The organism is Acidocella sp. (genome assembly GCF_035535915.1).
Lineage (GTDB): Bacteria > Pseudomonadota > Alphaproteobacteria > Acetobacterales > Acetobacteraceae > Acidocella.
Window position 1 is genome coordinate 20,090 of the sequence record NZ_DATLPB010000088.1, and the last position, 20,931, is coordinate 41,020.

Consider the following 20,931-nt stretch of genomic DNA (forward strand, 5'->3'; position numbering starts at 1 on the left):
AGCGCCATGCCGCCAGTCGTGCTAACGCGCGGCTGGCGGTCCAACGCGGGCGCGTTAGTGCAGGATGATCTCGACGCGCCGATTCTGAGGCTCGCGAACGCCCGGCCCAGTCGGGACCAGCAAATGCGTCTCGCCGTAGCCATGAATCTCGATCTCGGACGCCGGCACGCCGTCGCTGATCAGCTGCGCCGCAACGGCCTTGGCGCGGCGGACTGAGAGCTTCTGGTTGTAAACCGCCAAACCGGACGTATCCGTGTAACCGGAAACGTTAATCGTCGTGACGGATTGCGACCGGCTGTCGGTGGCAGCGTTGCCGATGATCTCGACAGCGCGTGGCGTGAGATTGTACTTATCCCAGTCAAAGAATACCAGATAAGTATTCGCCGGTGCCGGAGCAGGCGCGGCCACGGGGGCCACCGCGCCAGGCACTGCAGGGGGCGCCGCCGTTGGGGCCAGGCCGAAGAGATTGGCCACGTCGACCTGGAACTGCAAGCCCAGAACCAGAGCATTGTGCTGGTTGGTTGTAGGATAAGCGAGCCCGCCGAGACCATCCGGATTCACGATATATTGGATGTTCGGCGTGAAATTAAGCCAGCGCGTGACCTGAGCGGTGTAGTTCAATTCCATCATGACCAGATTCGCGTTCGGGTTCTGCGTTCCGCCTTCGGCGATGCGCTCCTGATGGAGAAAATTGAGGAACCGGTTGTTATAATGAACCTCGTTCACCATCAGGCCGACATAGTCCAGCGGACGGCTGGGAAAGATCCCCTCATAGATCGCGCCGGCTTCCACCGAATAATTAGCCTGTTGCTTCGATCCTTGGGTGCCGACCATGCCCACCGCGAAAGCGTAGAGCCCTTGCGGGGCGTTTGCCACCGGCTGGTAGAGCATCTTTTGCGCCTGGGCATAAACGAAGTTCTGCCCGAATTGTTCCGGAGATTCCGCATTAAACCAGGGCGCTGCGAAATGTGTGCGCGACACGACAATGCCGGCATCATATTGGTCAGGTTGCGCGGCACCCGGCCGGCTCGTTGCGTAACCCACTTCCGCCGCGCCTTGCGCGCCATCGGAGTGGTTGAAAGACCAGTTGAAGCCATGGCCCGCCACCGGATTGATGTTGGGCGCGCCTTGGTAGAGGCCCGTCTTTAAATAAATATTGGGTGTCACATTGAATTGCACGAGGCCACCCCAGACGGCCACGGGATAGTACGATGATTCGATGCCGCCTGCCTTGCCCGCGTAACTGGGGTTGCCGCAAGCAGCATTGCTCTGGAAGTCGCAATAAAACGGCGACGTCACGAAGCTGTCGAAGATATCCGTCCGGCCGACCGTGAAATCGACCGCATCGTTGAACAGTTTTTGTTCGTACGTGAAGATCGTCAGCTGATAGGTCTGGCCGCCGCCGAAAATCTGCTGAACGGAGACGCTGTTGTTGATCGCCTTGCTGGCGAGATTATTGCCCGCGCGGGCGGTGAACAGCGTGTGGATCGTGCCGCCTTGCAATCCGACCAGGCGATCGAGGTCAAAATCCGCACCGAGGTTCAATTCGCCGGTGAAATCCGCGCCTTGCCGCTCGCCGCCGGATGGGTTGGCGGCAAATTCACCATTATACCGGCTTGAAACCGTAATGCCGTTGTCGGCCAGTGTCTGCCCGAGCTCCTGGATCGGCGCGGGTTGCAAATTGACGGTGGTCCCGTTCTCGGTCGCCGTTTGGGCCGCCACCGGGTGGGCCAGCGCCAGCGACAAACTTGCCATCCCCACCGAACTCAAAAGCCAAGCCGATAATGTCTTGCGTGCCAGAGTCGAGCTCATCCTGATTTCCTTCTTGATTTTTCTTATGGACAACTTCGAGCAGCCCGATTGCCTGTCGAAAACCGGGTGTTTTTCTTATGCGGTCTCCTCGTCTTCTGGGATTACTCCCATATCATGCGGCGTCTTCGCGATATTCACGGCGCACAATGTCCAGCAACTCCGTAACCGACGTGTTGGCGGAGTGGCCTGCGAACGTGCATATGCCGCGCTGGACCATCATGATCCGGTCCGCCACGTCCAGGGTCTGGACGTAGTTATGCGCGATCATGATCATCGAGATATCGCCCCGGGCTTTGAGCCGCTCGATCAGGGCGATGATCAGGCTTGCTTCTCTGGCGCCCATGGCGGCCAGAGGTTCGTCGAGCAACAAAATCCGTGCATTCGAGGCCACGGCCCGGGCGATCGCGATCGCCTGCTTCTGCCCGCCTGAAAGAGTGCCGACTTCCACATCCATCGAGGGAACGCTGACGCCGATCTCATCCAACGCCGCGGCCGCGCGCTCACGCATGGCGCGATGGTCGAGGAGCGAAATCGGCCAGCCGCGCTTGATTTCCCGGTTGAGAAACATGTTGTGGTAAACTGAGAGCGAATTGACCAGCGCGAGATCCTGGTAGACGCATTCGATCCCGAACGACCGTGCGTGGTCGACCGAGAGCAGACGAGTCGGCTTCCCGTCGACCAGCAAATCGCCGGATGTCTGCTGCTGGAATCCGGAGAGGATTTTCATCAGCGTCGATTTTCCGGCGCCGTTGTCGCCAAGGATGCCGAGCATTTCGCCGCGCGCCACGTTCAGGGAAATGCCTTTCAGCACCTGCGTTTGCCCGAAGCTCTTGGTGAGGTTCTTGGCTTCCAGAGTCAGGGTGTTTGTTTCCATGGCTTATATGCGCCTTTTCCGCCGCAAATCCGCGAATTGGACGTTGGCGATCATGGTGAGAAGAATGGCGGCGCCGGTGATGATGTCGAAGGCGAAAGCATTGACGCCAAGAAGCGTGAAGCCGTCTTGCAGGATGCCCAGAACCGCCGCGCCGGCCAGACCGCCCAGAACCGTCCCGGAGCCGCCCAAGAGCGATGTTCCGCCGATCACGGATGAGGCAATCGCCAGAAACATCACGTTCGACCCGCCGGCATTCGGATCGATCGAGGTCACGTGGAAAGCGTTGATGATCCCCGCGAAACCGCCCAGCGTGCTGCACAGGATGAAATTGCCGATTTTCACGCGGCGCACATGGATGCCGGCTTCGGCCGCGCCGGTGGCATTGCCGCCGACCGCTACGGTATGCAGGCCCCAGCTGGTATGGCGCAGCAGCCCGTGCATGAGCAGCGCGATGAGGACAGCCCAGGCGATTTCGCTGTACTGCCACCCGCCGAACAGCGGTGCAAACGGCGTGTTTGGTGTGTTGACAGGAAACGCGCCGCTCAGCGTCAGCGTCAATCCATTGAACAAGAGCAGAGCGCCCAATGTCGTAATGAAGGACGGCACGCGGAGAACGACAGAAATCATGCCGATGCAAAAGCCCAGAAAGGCGCATACGCCGAGCGCCACGACCAGAGCGAGCAGAAACGGCAGGCCCGCCATATAGGCGAAATTCATGACGAACGGTGCCATGGCAAAGACCTGGCCGACGGACAGGTCAACCTCGCCGCAGATCAGCAACATGATCTCGCCGCAGGCGAGAATGGCCCAGGGTGCGACGAACTGGCTAACGGTTTCGAGATTCGCATTCGACAAAAATGCCGGACGCATCACGCCGAATGCGATCGCCAGGATGACGGACACGATCGCCACGCCGGCTTCCGGAGCACGCAGCGTGATGCCGAGTGCCCGGAGGGCCGGGTGTTTGCCTGGTGACGGGGGTTTTACGGCGACGGCCGTTCTGCTGCTGGCCATGGTGCGTTAGCTCGCAATGGGCCCGGAACGCGATATGATGGCTTCTTTCGAACTTTTGCCTTCATAGCGGGTGGCGGTGGTGAGATAAGGGCCAACCGAATCCTTGGTGACGAATTCCAGGCCGGTATTGATGTCGGCCGGTCCGACCAGCCCGCCGGAGGCCAGGAACATGACCATTTCCATGACCGTGTAAAATCCCTGCAGATAAGGCTGCTGGTCGATGGCGAAATCCAAATTCCCCTGGCTGATATATTCGAGGCTCCGAGGCAGCAGGTCGAAGCCGCCGCCATGGATGCCCTTGGCCGTGAGACCAAATTCCTGAATCGTTTGCCCCACGGACTGGGTCGAGCCCGCGTCGACCGCGAACATGCCTTTGACATTCGGATTGCCGAGATAATAGGCTTTGACTTTGGGGATTTCCTCGTCGATGGTCGCGCCGGTGGCGATCGCCTCATAAGTAATCGGCTTGCCTGAGGCCTTGATCGCCGCGATCGCGCCGTCGATGCGCGGTTGGATGTTGAGCTGGCCCGGCGTGGCGATGAACAAGGCGACATGGCCGGTGCCGACCAGATCGACGATCCGGCTCCCCATCATGTAACCGGAGCGGAACAGATCCTGCCCGATATAGGCGAGACGCTGGTTGCCGCTGGTGGCCGGTGAGTCGGCGTTGTAAGAGAAAGTGGGAATGCCCGCGCGCAGTGCCGCGGTGACGGGGCCGTTGAACGCCGTCGGGTCCACGATCGAGACCGCCAGCGCATCCGCGCCGCTCGCGATGGCCGCATTCATGGAGTTGACCATTTCGCCGACCACCGCGTTCTCCGAGCCGGTCCATTGATAGTCGCAACCAAACAGTGCACACGCGTCTTGAATGCCGTATTGCGTGGCGACGAAAAATGGATTGGTGGTGACGTGATTGACGAAAACCAGGCGCCATCTTTTGTGGGCGGGAAAGGGGCCGCCCGGTGCTTGCGCCTGCGCCGGTTTGGCCAGCCCGCCCAAGGCGCCGACGGCGGCAAGAAGGCCCGCACCTCCCTGCATCAGCAAGCGCCGCTTGATGGCGAGCTCAGTCGATTTGGCGTCGTCGTTGATCATGGCGTCCCATTCCCTTTTGTTATTTGTTGTTCTGTTGCCGCGCCGCTTTTCACCGCGGCTTGCGGCCGTTTTTAATCGCGAGCGGAAATCATGCCGTGCCGTTGCTGCGGCTTTTCAGGTCCATCCGCCGTCGACGATAAATTCCTGGGCCGAGCAGGCCACGCTGTCGTCGGCCGCCAGGAACAAGGCCATGGCGGCGATATGTTCCGGCAATACGCGCAATGGCAAACACTGTTCTCGTGCTCGCGCGGCGTCGGCCTCCGGGGTAAGCCAGAGAGAAAGCTGCCGTTGCGTCATCACCCAACCCGGCACCAGCGTGTTGACGCGGATATTGTCGCCCCCCAGGTCCCGCGCCAGCCCGCGCGTCAGGCCATGAATGGCGGCTTTCGCGGCCGTATAAGCGGGCATGCCGCCCTGGGCTTTTTTCCAGCTCACTGACCCGAAATTGACGATGGACCCTTGCCGCTTGGCGCGCATGTCGGGAATTACAGCTTGCACGGCAAAGAACATCGGCCGCAGATTCACTTCCATGCGGTTGTCCCAATATTCTGGCGTGACATTTTCAATCGGATGCCGCTCGTCGTTGGCCGCGTTGTTCACAAGAACTTCGATTGGCCCCAGCTTGGCGCGGATCTCGTCCACCGCTTTGCGCAACGCCGTGATATCGCGAATGTCGCACGGCAGGAACAACGGCGCATTCCCGGTCGTCGCCGCGATGGAGTCGACCAGAGCGCGCGATTCGTCCAGGGCAATATCGACGAAGGCGACCTTCGCGCCATGCCGGGCGAAAGCCTGGCTGAGCGCGGCGCCAATTCCGCTGCCGCCGCCGGTAATGAACACAACCCGGTTGCGCAGGCTTGGATAGGTCGCGGAAGATTCGCTCATGCTTGCCTCCCATCAGCCTTGTTTGTGTGCCGTGGGTGAGACATGCAGGCGGGGCCGCGGCGCGGCCGTTCGCCAGCAGGCAACTCCTTGGATGACATTGCGTTTCCCTAAATCGTTTTCAGAAAGACTAACGTTAATTGAAGTTCTTAAGATGGCTTTTTGATAACGGTCAAATACGAAATTTATACACTTAGATATCTAATTCGATATCGAACCGGCTTCTAAAGTGCGGTGCGGGAGTCCCGTGGCCTGTGCAAGCTCGAGAATCGTGTCGTAGAGCATGGCAGCTCCGGGCGACAGCGTTCGCCCAGCTAATTGCAATAACCCAAAGGGTTCCAAGGAAATTTTCCGATTTGTCGTGAGTACGCGAAAGCGACCGAGCCCCGACAGTAGCCGCGCCACGCGCCACTCGAGGGCGGTGATATAGGTTGACCGATCCACCATGATCAACGCCGCCAGCGCGGATGTGGAGTTGACAACATTTTCATTCAACACCACGCCGGCCGCGGAGAACTCGCGTTCAAGAGCGGTTCGCAACGGCGATCCCGGCGGCTGCAGCACCCATGGCCAGGCAGAGAGATCGGAAAGAACCAGATTTCTTTTTTTCGTCAAAGGATGAGTGTCGCTGCACAGGAAGTGAATGCCTTCGCCCCACAGCTCATGATACAGGAACGGTGCCGGGTCTTGGCCGTAGGGCAGCCGCGCCAGGCTGAAATCGAGCTTTCCGTCGAGCAGCTTGTGCGCCAGGACATCGCTGACATCCAGATCGATCGATATTTTCAACTTTGGGTGCTGCGCTTTGACGCGCTCGATGGCTTCCGCCAGCAGCTCGACCATCGGCGCCACCACGGTCCCGACCGTGACAATTCCGGCATGGCCCTGAGACAGGGCGGACATTTCCTCATTGGCGAGCAGCAAGGTGCGGAGCGCAACATGGGCATTGCGGACCATGACTTCGCCCTGCAGATTGGGCGTAAGGCCCCGCGCATGGCGAATGAAGAGCGTCTGACCAAAGATGGATTCGATTTCGGCCAGAAGCTTCGAGGCGGCGGGCTGGGGAATGCACATGCTTTCGGCCGCGCGATGCAAATTCTTGTATTCATCGAGTGCGGTGATCAGGCGAAGATGGCGGATTTTCAGGCGTGACTTCAGGAGTCGGTCGTTTTGCATCTGCTGTGTCATGGATGTCCCCGATCACGGGCGCGGTCCTCAGTGTGGCATACCACCATGGTCGGTCGCCATGCCCGGGGTGCCCCTGGCTTACGGCCCGGGCGTTTCGAGTGGTTCTGAGAAAACGCGCGCGAGTTTGTTATTTTTGGTGTTTTGTGGGCGTAATCCAACAGGCGACTGCGCGGAGCGCGGTGACATATGCGCTACGGGAGCATCGCCCCTTTCGTGTCGACATATAAGGCGTAAACGGATGTACTGGCGGTCATGAACAGGCGATTGCGCTTGCGGCCGCCGAAACAGAGATTGGCGCAGCTTTCCGGTAAGTGGATTTTGCCCAAGAGAACGCCCTCGGGGCTATAGCACCTGACGCCATCCTCACGCGGGTCGGCCCACCCCATGCTGCACCAGACATTTCCATCGATGTCGACGCGAAGACCGTCCGTGATGCCGGGTGCGAAATCCTCGGCAAAAACACGGCCGTTGCGCAGCCTGCCCCCGCTGACCTCGAAGCTGCGTATATGCGAGGGGCCGCCATGCGTGAGCCCGGAATCGACGACATAGAGCCGTGTCCCATCCGGTGAAAAGGCCAGCCCGTTGGGCCGGACAAAATCATCCGCCACCACCCGGACCTCTCCGCTGTGCGGATCGAGCCGGTAGACATTGGTGGGCAATTCAGGCGAGGCCTTATGGCCTTCATAATCTCCGTCGATCCCATAGCCGGGATCGGTAAACCAGATGGCACCATCGGAAGCGACGACAACATCATTGGGCGCATTCAAGAGGCGCCCCTCGAAGCGGTCGATCAAAATCGTGATCGTGCCGTCGAGTTCCGTGCGTGTCACGCGGCGCGCATCATGCTCGCAGCTGATCAGCCGGCCCTCGAGATCGCGTGTGTTGCCGTTGGCGTAATTCGCGCCGCGGCGAAATTCGCTGACATGGCCGTCATCCTCGAGCCATCTCATGATCCGGTTGTTCGGAATGTCGCTCCAGAGCAAATAGCCGCCATCACGAAAATAAACCGGACCTTCCGCCCATCGGAATCCCGTGGCGATGCGCTCGATCCCTGCGTTTCCCTGGCGCGGGAAGCTTTTGTCGAACGATTCGATTCGCTCATCGGGATAGCGTGTTCCCGGCAGTGGACCCAGAGGTAGAGACGACTCGCTAATCACAACCGCAACTCTTCTTTTTGTTCATTGGTTGTATCCCCAGTGATTTCGGCGACACTAACGCGCTTTTGTGCGTCTCAGTAAATTTTTATGTTTATTCGTATAATCCGGCGTCGGGAACCAGACAAGTGCGGAAATCGCCCCGGAAGCCGCGTCTAAATCCATCTGTCTGAAAACGCAGGAATTTTGTCGATAGCCGGGGTTATATACAATATCAGAATAAATATCAATCGGCTAAAAATTGGTATTTGACAGATATCGCTGCGCTCCGTAGTCAATCATAGGCTTCGTGCGCCCACTCGTTCAAGAACGTTAGAAAACAAAGACGAGGGAAGGTAACATGTCGTTGGCCGAGTTTTGGTTTTCGTTCAGGGGCGCGCGCGTCCTTGGTTGAAATTGTGCGCGACGGTTTGGCGCGTACTTACCAGCACATCGTGCGTGCCGAAGGGATTTCTCTGTCCTACGGCAACATCCGCGCGCTATCCGATATCGACCTGGCGATCGGCCGGAACGAGATTGTCGGCCTGATCGGCGACAATGGCGCCGGAAAATCGACCTTGATCAAGGTTCTGACCGGTGTTGTGCGTCCCACCTCCGGGCGGCTCTTCGTCCGCGATGCGGAAGTGGATTGGGCGCGCTATTCGGTGCATGAAGCGCACCGGTTACGATTTGAAACAGTATATCAGGAAAAATCACTCGGCGACAAACAACCGCTCTGGCGAAATATTTTTGTCGGCCGGCAGATCACCAACCGGTTCGGCTTTATCAAGGTCGACGAAGAACGCCGTGTTGCCAACGATCTTTTAAGCCAAAGGCTGGGTTTTCGCGGTGTCGGCATCGACGCGAATTCCGCGGTTTCGAAACTTTCTGGCGGTGAGCGGCAGGGGGTGGCAATTGGCCGGGCGATGCATTTCGACGCGGACCTGATCGTCCTGGACGAGCCCACCGTGGCGCTGGCCATCAGCGAGGTCCGCAAGGTTCTCGATTTCGTACGCTCCATCAAGGACTCAGGCCGGGCCTGCATCTATATCGAACATAATCTGGCACATGTGCATGAACTGGCGGACCGCCTGCTCGTGCTCGATCGCGGGCGCCTCGTGGCGAACATCAAACCCGGCGACATCAGCCTGGAAGATCTTACGAAATTCCTGATCGACCTGCAGCATCGCCTGCCCTCCGGAAGGGAAGGGCGGTGATGGAGAGCGTGCTCCCGACCGGCGGCCTCGGCAAGCGGCTCGGACATTGGCGCAGGCTGGCGCAGATCGAAGGGTTGCCGATTATCGTGGTGCTGCTTCTGCTGACGGGCCTCTTCATGGTCGCGGCCCCCGGCGTCTTTTTGCGGTGGCCGATTTATCTTTCTTTCCTCACCACCGTGCCGCCGATGTTGGTCTTGGCTGCCGGGTTGACGATGGTGGTTGCCGCCGGCGAGATCGACCTGTCCTTTCCGTCGGTCCTGGCTTTCTCGGGCTTCCTCTTTGCCTGGGCCGTGGGGGTGACGGGCAATGCGTGGCTCGGGTTTCTGCTCGCCATGGCGGGCGGCGCGTTGGTCGGCTTCACCAATGGCGTGCTGATCGGCTTCGTCGGGGTGCCGTCGATCATCACCACCATCGGCACGCAGTTTTTCTGGGCCGGCGTGGCCTCGATTCTGTCGGGCGGCATGTCGGACGCCTTGCAGCAGCTGGCGGGCGGCTCGCTCTATGCGGTGTTCGCCGGGACTTTGTTCGGCGCGATTCCGATGCAGGCGGTCTGGGCGGCGGGGCTCACGGTGCTGATGTGGTTCATTCTGAACCGCCACCGGTTCGGCGAACATATTCTGTTCATGGGCGATAACCGCAACGTGGCGAAGGTGGCCGGCATCAACATCGCGTGGGAGACGGTGAAATTATTCACCCTCATGGGCTTGTTGGGCGGTTTCGCGGCCATGTTGCTAACCTTGGAAAATTTGAATTATTTCGCAACGCAGGGGCAGGGCTATCTGCTGCCGGCGTTGGCGGGCGTCTTCATCGGCGGCACCTCGGTTTTCGGCGGCACGGCCACCATGGTCGGCACATTCTTCGGTACGTTCATCATCGGCATGCTGGAAGCCGGGATCGTGGCGACAGGTATCGCCGGGTTCTGGGTCCAGGCGATCGAAGGTGTGATTTTCGTCGTCGCGGTCATCCTGCATCTGGTGGTCGAGTCGCCGACCCGGCTGCGCGCGTTTGCCGGCATGACCGGCCGTTGGCAGCGCTTTGGACGACGCGGGCCCGGCTGACACATCGCCTTCATGACCATGTCTCGTCGCAGACGAAAAAAAGGAAAAAACACGATGCGCGCACGGCACTTATGGCTTCTGGGATTGAGCTTGTTGGGGGCCGGCGGGGCCTCCATGGCGTCGGCCGTTCAGCCGACCACACCCGGCAAGCTCGGCGCCGGCATGAGCATTTACATGCAGATGGGGGGCAACCCCGGCGATGGTGCCACTTTGGGGCGGGAACTGGGGGCGGCGGATGCCGCTCATGCTTTCGGCATCAAAATCGTCGAGCAATTCTCCGCGTGGAGTCCCGAGATGATGCTCACGCAATTCCGCCAGGCGCTCGCGGCGCATCCCACCTGCATCGCCATCATGGGGCATCCGGGCGACGCCGCGTTCGACCCGCTCATCAAGCAAGCGGAGAGCGAGGGCATCATCGTCACGGTCGGCAATACGCCGTTGCCTGCCGCGGCCAAAAGCTATGTGGGCGGCGGCGATGGGTATGCCGGGGTCAATCTCTATGTTGGTGGGGAAATCACCGCGCAGGCGCTGCTGAATGCCGGGCTCAAGCCCGGCGATGAAGCCCTGGAATACGGCGTATTCAACGAGACGGAACGCAGCCAATCTGACCGCGGCTTGCGCGACACGCTGACGAAGGCCGGTGTGAAAGTCACCACGCTGGACATTTCGCCGCAGGTGGATGCCGATCCGTCGCTCGCCGTGCCGATCCTCGTCGCCTTCATCGAAGCGCATCCGAAACTGCGCGCCATCGGCACGCAACATGGCGGCGTGACCGCCTTCATTCCGCAGGCCTTGAAGATCACCGGCAAAAAGCCCGGGCAGATTCTCGTGGGCGGGATCGATCTGGCGCCGGCGACCATCGCCGGGTTGCAGAGCCATTATATTACCGCGACGCTGGATCAGCAGCTTTATCTCCAGGGCTTCCTGCCGGTCACCCAATGCGTGTTGTCGGCCGCCTATCATTTCAGCGGCCTGAACATCAATACCGGCGCGGGGGTGGAAACGCCGGCGAGCATCGGCGGGCTCATTCCCCTGATCCAGCGTGGCATTCGTTGAAAGCGGCGATGCGGCAGGATGACGGTGAACGCCGTCTTGTCGGCGCGGGCATGCCGGGACAGCGCCACACGCTGCGGGGCCGAGGCGGCCTGGCCGTCGAATTCCTGAATCAGGGTGGCATCGTCACGGAGATTCGCACACCGGACCGCGCCGGGCGCCTGGCCAATGTCGTGCTCGGTTATGGCAGCCTGGCGGAATACGAGGCGGCGGCGGGGCGTTATGTCGGGGCGCTGATCGGGCGTTACGCCAACCGCATTGCCGGCGGACAGTTTCACCTCGACGGGCGAACGCATCGCCTCACCCTCAATGATGGGGGCAATACATTGCATGGCGGGGCATGCGGCTTCGACCGCCGGCTCTGGACGGTTACGCCGATGCAGGATGACGGCGACGGCCAGGGCGCCACGCTGCGTTATGTCAGCCCGGAGGGCGAGGAGGGGTATCCCGGAACGCTCGATGTCACCGTCACGTACAAGGTGACCGACGCGAATGAATTCATCATCCGCTATCACGCCACGACCGACAAACCGACCATCGTCAACCTCACCCATCATTTGTATTTCAATCTCTCCGGCATCGCCTCCGGCAACGGGATTGACGACCACCGCCTCATGGTGAACGCGGCGCTTTACACGCCGGTCGATGAACAGCTGATTCCGCTGGCAGGGTTGGCCTCCGTCACGGGAACGCCATTCGATTTCCGGACCGAGGCGCGAATCGGCACGCCGATGTCTGCCGGCCACGAGCAGATCCGTCGGGCAAGAGGCTTCGACCATAACTGGGTGTTGGCCAAGGCCGGCAACATCGAGGGGCCGCAGCTCGCAGCCCGGGTCCGCGATCCGGCGAGCGGCCGGGTTCTGGAATGCCTGACCACCGAGCCGGGGCTGCAGATCTACACGCGCAATGTCGTTCGTGGCGGCGAGACTCCGCACAGCGCCTTCACGCTCGAGACACAACATTACCCCGACAGCCCCAATCGCCCGGATTTTCCGAGCGTGGTGCTGCGGCCCGGAGAGGCCTTCGACAGCGTGACGGTTTTTCGTTTCCTGACGGATCATTCCTTTGCGGAGGGCGGGGTCTGATGGCGCTCCTTGAATTGCACAACATCGGCAAGTCCTATGGTGCGGTCCAGGCGCTGAGCAATGTCAGCTTTTCGATCGAGCCCGGCGAGATCGTCGGCCTGATGGGCGATAATGGCGCGGGGAAATCCACGCTCGTCAAAATCGTCGCCGGCGTGTTTCCGCCGAGCGAGGGCACGATGCGTTTCGCGGGAAGCGATGTGCGCTTTCAGGCGCCGGTGAATGCAAGGAGCGCGGGGATCGAGGTGGTCCACCAGGATCTCGCGCTGGCCGATAATCTCAGCGCCGCCGCCAATATTTTCCTCGGCCGCGAACTGCACCGCCAGATCGGCCCGGTCCGGCTCCTTGACCATGCGGCGATGGAGCGCCGCGCCGTGGAACTGTTCCGGGAGCTGAAGAGCGAGACGCGCGCGGGCGAACTGGTGCGCCGCATGTCGGGCGGGCAGCGCCAGGCGGTGGCCATCGCGCGCACGCGCCTGGCCAACGCCAAGCTGATCATGATGGACGAGCCCACGGCGGCGATCAGCGTGCGGCAGATCGCCGAAGTTCTGGCGCTGATCGGCCGCTTGCGCGAGGCGGGCATCGCCGTTCTGCTCATCAGCCACCGCATGCCCGACGTGTTCGAGGTTTGCGACCGTGTGGTGGTGATGCGGCGCGGCCGGGTCGTCGCCAACAAAAACATCGCGCACTCCTCGCCGCAGGAAGTCACCGGCCTGATCACCGGTGCGGTGGAGGCCGCATGATGCGTGTCACGTCATCGACCAAACAGCCGAGAACGGAGCGCCGATGAGCGATTTTACCAATGTCCGTCCGGTTGTATGGCACTCGCGCGGGATCCTGGCGTCGCAGACCGGCTATGTGGCGCTGGCGCTGGTGCTGCTCAGTCTGGCGATGTCCATCATCTCGCCGGAATTTCTCACCATCGGCAATCTCAGCAATGTGCTGACGAATTTCTCCTATCTCGGCATCGCGGCGTTGGGCGCGACGGTGGTGATCATTACCGGCGGCATCGATTTGTCCGTCGGCTCGGCCATGGCGCTTTCGGCGATCATCACCGCCTTGCTGTTTCATGGTCTCGGCGCGACGTCCCTGGCCGCGATACCGGGTGCGGTGATGACGCTCTCGGTGCTCGGGGGCATGGGGGTGGGCGGGCTGATCGGCCTGGTCAACGGGTTTTTCATCGCGCAAGTGGGGTTGGCGCCGTTCGTCACCACGCTCGGCATGCTCAGCATCATCCGCGGCCTGTGTTATGCAATCACCAGCGGCCAGGGCGTCGATATCAACGGTGCCGACAGCCAGCTGTTCTTTCGCCTTTCCGATGGCGTGCTGTTCGGGCTGCCGGTGCCGTTGTTCTATCTGGTCGGCCTCGGTCTGTTGATGGGAATGCTGCTGCACCACACCGCGCGCGGCCGCTACGTGTTTGCCATCGGCGGCAATGAGCGGGCGGCGGCGCTCACCGGCGTGCCGGTCACCCAGATCAAGATCGGCGTCTATGTCGTCTCGGGCATGTCGGCAGCGGTCGCCGGCATTTTGCTCGGCGGCTGGCTCGGCTCGGTGCCCGCCAATCTTGCCGAGGGCTATGAGCTGCACATCATCGCCGCTTCGGTCATCGGCGGCGCCAATCTGCTCGGCGGCGTCGGCGGCCCGTTGGGCGCCATTGTCGGGTCTGCCCTGATCGAGGTAATTCGCAACGGCCTCGTGCTGGCACGGGTGAACACTTACTGGCAAGATAGTTTTGTTGGCGCAATCATCATCGCGGCGGTATGTGTGGACCGCCTGCGCAGTCGTGCCGGCCGCTAACCCGCGTGATTCTTCATATTAAAAACGACAGAAAAATAACAAACAAAATAAAAACGGAGGACGCAACGATGAAGACATGGCTTCTCACGACCTGCGCCGCGGCGCTCGTTACAACGTCTTTGCTGGCGCCAGGCCAGGCCAAGGCCAAAACCTATGACTTCGCGATCGTGCCGAAATCCCTGAACAATCCGTATTTCGACCTGGCGCGCGATGGCTGCATGGCCGAAGCCAAGAAGCTCGGCAACGTCAAATGCACCTATACCGGGCCGGTGACGCAGGATGCGGCGGCCGAGGTGCAGACCGTGGAGGATCTGATCACGCGTGGCGTCAGCGGCATCGCGATCTCGGTTGCTGATGAGGGCTCGATCCAGCGCGTGATCGCCCGTGCCCGCCAGTCCGGCATCCCGGTGATCACGTTCGATGCCGACGCCCCGAATTCGGCGCGCCAGGCCTATGTCGGCACGGACAATGCCACCTTGGGCAAAACCCTCGCGGAGCAGCTCATCAAGGCTCACCCCACGCCCGGTTCTTATGCGATCATCTCGGGTGGCCCGGCGGCGCAGAATTTGAACCTGCGGGTGGAGGGCGCGCGCGCGGTCCTCAAAGCGGCGGGCTGGACCGAAGTCGGCGGGTCGCCGACCTTCTGCAATGACGACAGCGCGCTCGGCATGCAGCAACTGAACGATCTCGCCACCGCCAATCCCGGTCTTTCGGCGGTGGTGATGGTGGGCGGCTGGCCCTTGTTCACCGAGAACGCCTACACGTCCTTCTATCAGGCCCATAAGGCGGCGATCGATGGCGGCAAGCTCACCATCGTCTCGGCCGACACGCTGCCGGCCGAACTGGATGAGCTGAAAAAAGGCGAGGTGGCCGCTTTGGTGGGCCAGCAGCCTTATGCGATGGGCGCGAAGGCGATGCAGATTCTGCTGGCGCTCGCCCATGGCAAGACGGTGGCCCCGATCCAGTATGTCGGGCTGGATATCGTCACCAAAGACAATGTCGCGCAATTCATGACGAACTGATTCTCGTGGCAGGCCCGGCATTCGGGCCTGCCCAAAGAGGCGTTAAGGGAGTGGAAGAAACGATGGTCTCAATAATCAAGCGGCGCCGCCTGCTGCAATCCGCCGGCATGGCTGTCACGGCCACCGGTGCGGGACTGGTTTTTCCCGGGCTGCACATGGCCCACGCGGCCGATGCGCCGAAAGTCAAGATTGCGCTGTCCAACTCATATATCGGCAATAAATGGCGGCTCGAGATGGAGAATGTCTATAAGGCCGCGCTCCAGATGGAGCCCTATGCCAGCCAGGTTGAGGGGTCCTGGTATAATTCGGGCAACAATGTCACCGAGCAATCGCAGCAAATCTCCAACCTCATCGCGTCCGAAGTGGACGCGATCCTGATCGATGCCGCCTCTCCCGTCGGGTTGAACGGGATATTGCGGCAGGCGACGGCGCGGGGCATCGTTGTCGTGGCGTTCGACAGCGCGGTGACCGAGCCTTCGGTGCTGAAAGTGAATATCAGCCAGTACCAGCTCGGCCGGACGCTGGCCTTGTGGCTGGCAAAGAAACTGAACGGCCGGGGAAATGTCATCATGGTGACGGGCGTCGCCGGCACGCAGGTCGACGAGGACCGCAACAGAGGTGCCGACGATGTCTGGAAGACTTACCCCGGCATCAAGATCGTCAACCGCTTCACCGGCATGTGGGATTCCTCGACTGCCGAACGCAACGCCGCCGCGGTGCTGCCGTCTTTGCCGCAGATCGACGGCATCTGGTGTCAGGGCGGAACGGACGGCGTGCTGAAGGCCTTCATCGCGGCTGACCGGCCTTTGCCGCCGACGGCGGGCGAGTGCGAAAACGGATTCCGCAAATTCATGATCGGCTATATGGGCCACAAGGTTGATGGCATTTCCATCGGTTCGCCGCCCTTCCTGTCCGTGGTCTCGCTCGAACTGGCGCGGCGCGTGCTGAACAAATCCTATCCGAAGCAGAATATCGACGTGCCACTGACCATCGTCACCAGCGACCAGGTGAAAGTGGGCGAGACGGTCTTTCCGGATCTGCCCGACAGTTTTTTTGCTGATTTTACCGGGAGCGGCCCGAACGCGATCGTGAAACTTCCCGTCGGGGCGGCGCTGAACGGCACGGCCAGCGGGACGCTCGACGTGAATCTGCCGCTGGTGTGACCGCGATGCTGCAAACGGTGGCGGCCGATCTCGTTCCCGCGGTTGAGGGGATCGGCCTGAGCCGCTCCTATGGCGGGGTGCGCGCGCTGAACAATGCCACGTTCAGCGCGCTGCCCGGCGAGGTGCACGCGCTGGTCGGCGAGAATGGGGCCGGCAAGAGCACGCTGATCAAGGTGCTGGGCGGCCGGGTGCGCCCCGAGTCCGGCACGGTGCGCGTGATGGGCGAAAACATGTCGTTCGCCGGCCCCCATGATGCGCATCGCGCCGGGGCCTGGACGGTGTTCCAGGAACTGACCTTGCTGCCGGCGATGACCGTCGCCGAAAACCTGCTGTTCGGGCGGCCGGTGCGCAACCGGTTCAAACTGATCGATCGCGCCGGCACGGAACGCGCCGCCGATGCGCTGCTGAACGGGCTCGGAATCACCTACATCGACCCGCGGGCCCTGGTGGAGGATATCTCGCTCGCCGAGCGCCAGGTCGTGGAAATTGCCCGGGCCATCACGCAGGATGCAAAAATCCTGTTTCTCGATGAGCCGACATCGTCGCTGGTCGAACGGGAGGTGGAATGGCTGTTCAGGCAGATCCGCCGGCTCCGCGCGGCCGGCACCAGCATCGTCTTCACCTCTCACCGCTGGCACGAAATCCGCAACATCGCGGACCGGATCACGGTGTTTCGCGCCGGCAGAGAGGTTGGAACCTATACGGAACTCGATGAGGACCATGCGGTGACGCTGATGACGGACCGTCGCGTCGATGCGCTTTATCCGGCACGCAGCCTGTTGCTGGCGCCGACGCCGACGCTTGAGGTCAAAGGCCTGGCGGGTACCGGAATCTCCGGCGTCTCTCTCACGCTGCACAAAGGCGAGATCCTCGGCGTCGGCGGCCTGGCCGGCCATGGCCATCGCGAATTGTTCTTCATGCTGTTCGGCGCGGCGCGCGCCGCCGGCGGCACGGTCACGCTCAATGGCAGGCCCGTCCGCCTGCGCCGCCCGCGCGCCGCCATCCGCGCCGGCATTGCCCTGGTCCCCGAAGACCGCAAATCCGAAGGCCTGCTGCTCTCGATCGGCATTCGCGAGAATTTGACTTTGTCGGTGCTGCGCCGCGTGTCGCGCTTTGGGGTGATCGGCCGGCGGCGGGAACAGGCTCTGTGCCGGCAAATGGTCGACCGCTTGAGAATTCGCTCGGGCGGACTCGGCGCGCCGGTGGGCACGCTCTCCGGCGGCAACCAGCAGAAAGTCCTGCTCGGCCGCTGGCTTTTGACCGATTGCCAGATTCTGCTGCTCTATGATGTGACGCGCGGCGTGGATGTCGCGACCAAGCACGAGATCTACGATCTGATGATGCGGCTGGCCGGGCAGGGCAAGGCGATTCTGTTCTATTCGTCGGAAGCCGAGGAACTGGCGCATCTCGCCCATCGCGTGCTGGTGCTGCGCGAGGGGCGGGTGGCGGCGGAGCTGAGCGGCGCGGCGCTTACGGCGGAGCGGATCGTCGCGGCTTCGGTGCGAGACCATCATGCCGTCTGAAGCGCTCGCCGATCGTCCCGCCATCGCGAAACCGCGCCGCCGCGCGCTCACGCACGGGTTGACGCAGAACGCGCCCGTGCTGCTGGCGCTGACGATGCTGATCGTCAGCCTCGTGCTGTATGTCGCGATCTTCCTCCTCACCCAGCATCATCTGCCGGGCGGGTTCGAAATCACCACCACGGTCAACGACACCATGCCGCTCGCCGCTGCGGCGGCCGGGCAAACCCTGGTGGTGCTGACCAGGGGGATCGATCTTTCCGTCGGCGGCATCATCGACATGAGCAACGCGATCGCCGCCGTCACCTTGCGCGACACGCCCGCCAGCATGAGCCTGGTGACGGTGATGGTTCTGCTGATCGGCGCCGCGGCGGGGCTGGTGAACGGGTTGCTGGTCGCGGTCGGGCGTTTGCAGCCGATCCTGGTGACGTTGGCGACTTTGTCGATCTTCCAGGGCATCGCCATCCGCATCCTGCCGCAGCCGGGCGGCAGCGTTCCGCAAATCTATACGAACATCCTGGCCAATCCCAACGCCCCCTGGTCGCTCGTCTATATCGCGCTGCTCGGCGCGCTGTGGTGGGCCTTCCGCCGCAGTTCGCTGGGCGTGGCCATCCTCGCCATCGGCAACGACCCGATGGCCGCCAGCAGCAACGGCATCAACGTGGTCCGTGCGCGGGTCATGGCCTATGTTCTGGCCGGCATGCTGGCGGCGGCCGGCGGGCTGTTTCTCGCCGCGTCGGCCACCGGCGGCGATGCGACCACCGGCGACAGTTTCACGCTGCGCTCGATCGTCGCCATCGTGCTCGGCGGGGTCAGCCTGTTCGGCGGTCGCGGCAGCGCTGTCGGCGGCATCATCGGCGCGTTCATCACCATCATGATCGCCAACCTCCTGTTCTTTGCGCATGTGAACCAGCTTTATGAAAGCTTCTTCGAAGGCGTGTTCCTGTTGATCGCGGTGGTGGCCGCGTCCGGCATCGGTTATTTGGCACGGAGGCGCGCATGAGCGTCATGGCAATGCGGCAATGGCTCACGGTCGGGCGGCGCCGCGTGCTTTACGCGTGCGGCGCGGCAATCCTACTGTTCGCCGTTGGCAACGTACTTCGTCCGGGCTTCGCCGGCCTGGCCAGTGTCGAAGCGGTTCTGGTCGTGGCGAGCTTCGTCGGCCTGGTGGCCGCGGGCCAGACCTTCGTGATTCTCATCGGCGGCATCGATCTCTCCGTGCCGTGGATCCTCAACGCCGCGGCCATTCTGCTGGTCACGAGTTCGCTGGGCGAAAACATCCGGGCGCCCTACGCGCTGCTGCTCACCCTCGGCATGGGCGCGCTCGCCGGCATGGTCAACGGGCTGGGCATCGCCCTGCTGGGCGTGCCGGCGGTCGTCATGACGCTCGCCATGAACGGCATCATGCAGGGGCTGACGCTCGGCCTGAGCGGCGGCATGACCTGCAGCGCCTGCGCCTCCTACGCGCCGCCGCTCATCCAGCAGGCCGTGCATGACCGTCTGCTGGGCATCCCCATGGCCTTGTATCTGTGGCTGGCCGTGATCCTGATCGTCTCCTTCGTCCTGTCGCTCACCATGTTCGGCCGGGCGACCTACGCCGTCGGCACCAATCCGCGCGCCAGCTACCTCGCGGGGGTGAATGTCAGCGCCATCACGGTCACGCTCTACGCGCTGAGCGGGCTGTTCTCCGCGCTGGCGGGCATCATCCTGGTCGGCTTCGGCGGCCAGGCCTCGCTCGGCATGGGCGACCCGTATCTCTTCCAGTCCATCGCTGCGGTGGTCATCGGCGGGGTGTATATTCTCGGCGGCCGCGGCAGCTATGTCGGCGCGGCGGCCGGGGCCGTGACATTGGTCACGCTGGTCAGCGTGCTGCTCACCATGAACATGCCGGACTATGGCAGGAGCATCACTTACGGCGTGATTATCCTGATGCTGTTGCTGCTTTATGGGCGGGAAGAGGCGGGAAGTTAGAAAAGATAAAAGGAAGGAAGCGCTACTTTTTGTGAACAAAAAGTAGCAAAAAAACTTTGTTTACGCTGGGCCATGGGCTGCGTCGGTGACAACGCCCATGGTCCAGCATAACAAAAGTTTTTGCGCCGCTTTTTTCAAAAAGCGGCCACTTTCTTCACCTTATGCCGATAGGCCAGAGCCTCCGCGACGTGGCTCTTTTGCACTTCCGCCCGGCCGGCGAGGTCGGCGATGGTGCGGCCGACGCGCATGGCGCGGGTAAAGCCGCGTGCCGAGAGGCGCAGTTGCGTCGCGGCTTTTTCCAGAAAATCTTTCGCCTCCGGCGTGAGGCGCAAGAAATCGCCCGGCGCCTCCGCATTTGTGGCCGGTCCCGCCTCGCCATAGCGTTGGCGTTGCTGCGCCCGCGCCGCCGCCACGCGCGCCGCGACAACGGCGCTGGCCTCGCCCGGAGGGGCCCAGCTCAGCTCCTTGGGGCTGAGCGGGGTGATTTCGATGACAAGGTCGATCCGGTCCAGCAGCGGTCCGCTCAGCCGGCTCTGGTAATCCTCGCCGCAGCGGGGCGCGCGGCCGCATTCGCGCGCCGCATCGCCCAGATAGCCGCAGCGGCAGGGGTTGAGAGCCCCGATCAGCTGGAAGCGCGCCGGGTAGGTCACATGGGCGGCGGCGCGGGAGACAGTGGTCTGCCCGGCCTCCAGCGGCTGGCGCAAAGCCTCCAGCGTGGCGCGGGGAAATTCCGGCATTTCGTCCATGAACAGCACGCCGCGATGCGCGAGCGACACTTCGCCCGGCCTGGCGCGGTTGCCGCCACCGCTGATCGCCGCCATGCTCGCCGAATGGTGCGGCGCGCGGAAAGGCGGGCGCATGACCAGCCTTCCGCCGTCCAGCAGCCCCGCCACCGAATGCACCATGCTGACCTCCAGCGCCTCGCGCGGGGTAAGGTCCGGCAGCAGGCCGGGCAGGCGCTCCGCCAGCATCGATTTGCCGCCGCCGGGCGGGCCGATCATCAGCCTATTGGCATCTGGAGACCAAGGCGGTAGTGGCGGATACCCGTTATCC

18 protein-coding genes and 1 pseudogene are annotated in these 20,931 nt (G+C 62.2%); 11 read left to right on the forward strand and 8 right to left on the reverse strand.

Annotated elements, in window-relative coordinates; genetic code table 11:
* Window positions 1-54: 54 nt before the first annotated feature.
* The 7 genes from VNC39_RS11135 to VNC39_RS11165 all read right to left on the reverse strand — a co-directional run bounded on the left by VNC39_RS11135 (window position 55) and on the right by VNC39_RS11165 (window position 8,016).
* The gene (locus tag VNC39_RS11135; RefSeq protein WP_325399169.1) at window positions 55-1,812 is read right to left on the reverse strand and encodes a carbohydrate porin; all 1,758 of its coding nucleotides are present in this window, start codon (window positions 1,810-1,812) and stop codon (window positions 55-57) included.
* 112 nt (window positions 1,813-1,924) lie between these two features.
* Window positions 1,925-2,686 (reverse strand): ATP-binding cassette domain-containing protein, encoded by a 762-nt coding sequence (locus VNC39_RS11140; protein ID WP_325399171.1) that lies wholly within the window; start codon window positions 2,684-2,686, stop codon window positions 1,925-1,927.
* A 3-nt stretch (window positions 2,687-2,689) separates the two neighbouring features.
* Window positions 2,690-3,700, reverse strand: coding sequence for an ABC transporter permease (locus VNC39_RS11145; protein WP_325399173.1), 1,011 nt, complete (start codon window positions 3,698-3,700; stop codon window positions 2,690-2,692).
* 6 nt (window positions 3,701-3,706) lie between these two features.
* On the reverse strand, window positions 3,707-4,792 hold the full coding sequence (locus tag VNC39_RS11150) for a sugar ABC transporter substrate-binding protein (protein WP_325399175.1): 1,086 nt from the start codon (window positions 4,790-4,792) through the stop codon (window positions 3,707-3,709).
* Between the two features lie 114 nt (window positions 4,793-4,906).
* On the reverse strand, window positions 4,907-5,677 hold the full coding sequence (locus VNC39_RS11155; RefSeq protein ID WP_325399177.1) for an SDR family NAD(P)-dependent oxidoreductase: 771 nt from the start codon (window positions 5,675-5,677) through the stop codon (window positions 4,907-4,909).
* A gap of 198 nt (window positions 5,678-5,875) precedes the next feature.
* The gene (locus VNC39_RS11160) at window positions 5,876-6,859 is read right to left on the reverse strand and encodes a LysR family transcriptional regulator (protein ID WP_325399179.1); all 984 of its coding nucleotides are present in this window, start codon (window positions 6,857-6,859) and stop codon (window positions 5,876-5,878) included.
* A 191-nt stretch (window positions 6,860-7,050) separates the two neighbouring features.
* Complete coding sequence (locus VNC39_RS11165) at window positions 7,051-8,016, reverse strand: SMP-30/gluconolactonase/LRE family protein (RefSeq protein ID WP_408840599.1); 966 nt, start codon at window positions 8,014-8,016, stop codon at window positions 7,051-7,053.
* Window positions 8,017-8,399: 383 nt separating this feature from the next.
* Here VNC39_RS11165 and VNC39_RS11170 point away from each other — a divergent pair, with 383 nt between their 5' ends.
* From VNC39_RS11170 to VNC39_RS11220, 11 genes are all read left to right on the forward strand, one after another.
* On the forward strand, window positions 8,400-9,209 hold the full coding sequence (locus VNC39_RS11170; protein ID WP_325399181.1) for an ATP-binding cassette domain-containing protein: 810 nt from the start codon (window positions 8,400-8,402) through the stop codon (window positions 9,207-9,209).
* Complete coding sequence (locus VNC39_RS11175; RefSeq protein WP_325399183.1) at window positions 9,209-10,267, forward strand: ABC transporter permease; 1,059 nt, start codon at window positions 9,209-9,211, stop codon at window positions 10,265-10,267. Before VNC39_RS11170 ends, VNC39_RS11175 begins: the two co-directional genes overlap by 1 nt.
* Before the next feature lie 114 nt (window positions 10,268-10,381).
* Entirely contained in the window at window positions 10,382-11,323 is a 942-nt protein-coding gene (locus tag VNC39_RS11180; protein WP_325399185.1) for a substrate-binding domain-containing protein, read from the forward strand.
* 8 nt (window positions 11,324-11,331) lie between these two features.
* Window positions 11,332-12,405 (forward strand): aldose epimerase family protein, encoded by a 1,074-nt coding sequence (locus VNC39_RS11185; RefSeq protein ID WP_325399187.1) that lies wholly within the window; start codon window positions 11,332-11,334, stop codon window positions 12,403-12,405.
* Entirely contained in the window at window positions 12,405-13,145 is a 741-nt protein-coding gene (locus VNC39_RS11190; RefSeq protein WP_325399189.1) for an ATP-binding cassette domain-containing protein, read from the forward strand. Before VNC39_RS11185 ends, VNC39_RS11190 begins: the two co-directional genes overlap by 1 nt.
* Window positions 13,146-13,188: 43 nt before the next feature.
* Complete coding sequence (locus VNC39_RS11195) at window positions 13,189-14,202, forward strand: ABC transporter permease (protein ID WP_325399191.1); 1,014 nt, start codon at window positions 13,189-13,191, stop codon at window positions 14,200-14,202.
* A gap of 68 nt (window positions 14,203-14,270) precedes the next feature.
* Window positions 14,271-15,224 carry a sugar-binding protein gene (locus tag VNC39_RS11200; RefSeq protein WP_325399193.1) on the forward strand — a complete coding sequence of 318 codons (954 nt, stop codon included), beginning with the start codon at window positions 14,271-14,273 and terminating at the stop codon, window positions 15,222-15,224.
* 62 nt (window positions 15,225-15,286) lie between these two features.
* Window positions 15,287-16,387 (forward strand): sugar ABC transporter substrate-binding protein, encoded by a 1,101-nt coding sequence (locus VNC39_RS11205; RefSeq protein WP_325399195.1) that lies wholly within the window; start codon window positions 15,287-15,289, stop codon window positions 16,385-16,387.
* 5 nt (window positions 16,388-16,392) lie between these two features.
* Window positions 16,393-17,910, forward strand: a complete 1,518-nt coding sequence (locus VNC39_RS11210; protein WP_325399197.1) for a sugar ABC transporter ATP-binding protein — start codon at window positions 16,393-16,395, stop codon at window positions 17,908-17,910.
* Entirely contained in the window at window positions 17,900-18,910 is a 1,011-nt protein-coding gene (locus tag VNC39_RS11215) for an ABC transporter permease (protein WP_325399199.1), read from the forward strand. The genes VNC39_RS11210 and VNC39_RS11215 overlap by 11 nt, the downstream gene beginning before the upstream one ends.
* A complete protein-coding gene (locus tag VNC39_RS11220) occupies window positions 18,907-19,878 on the forward strand; it encodes an ABC transporter permease (RefSeq protein ID WP_325399201.1) in 972 nt (323 codons plus the stop codon). Before VNC39_RS11215 ends, VNC39_RS11220 begins: the two co-directional genes overlap by 4 nt.
* Before the next feature lie 134 nt (window positions 19,879-20,012).
* Here the strand turns inward: VNC39_RS11220 and VNC39_RS11225 are convergent.
* Window positions 20,013-20,888 (reverse strand): annotated as a pseudogene (locus VNC39_RS11225) (YifB family Mg chelatase-like AAA ATPase); the annotation flags it as partial.
* Window positions 20,889-20,931 lie beyond the last annotated feature (43 nt).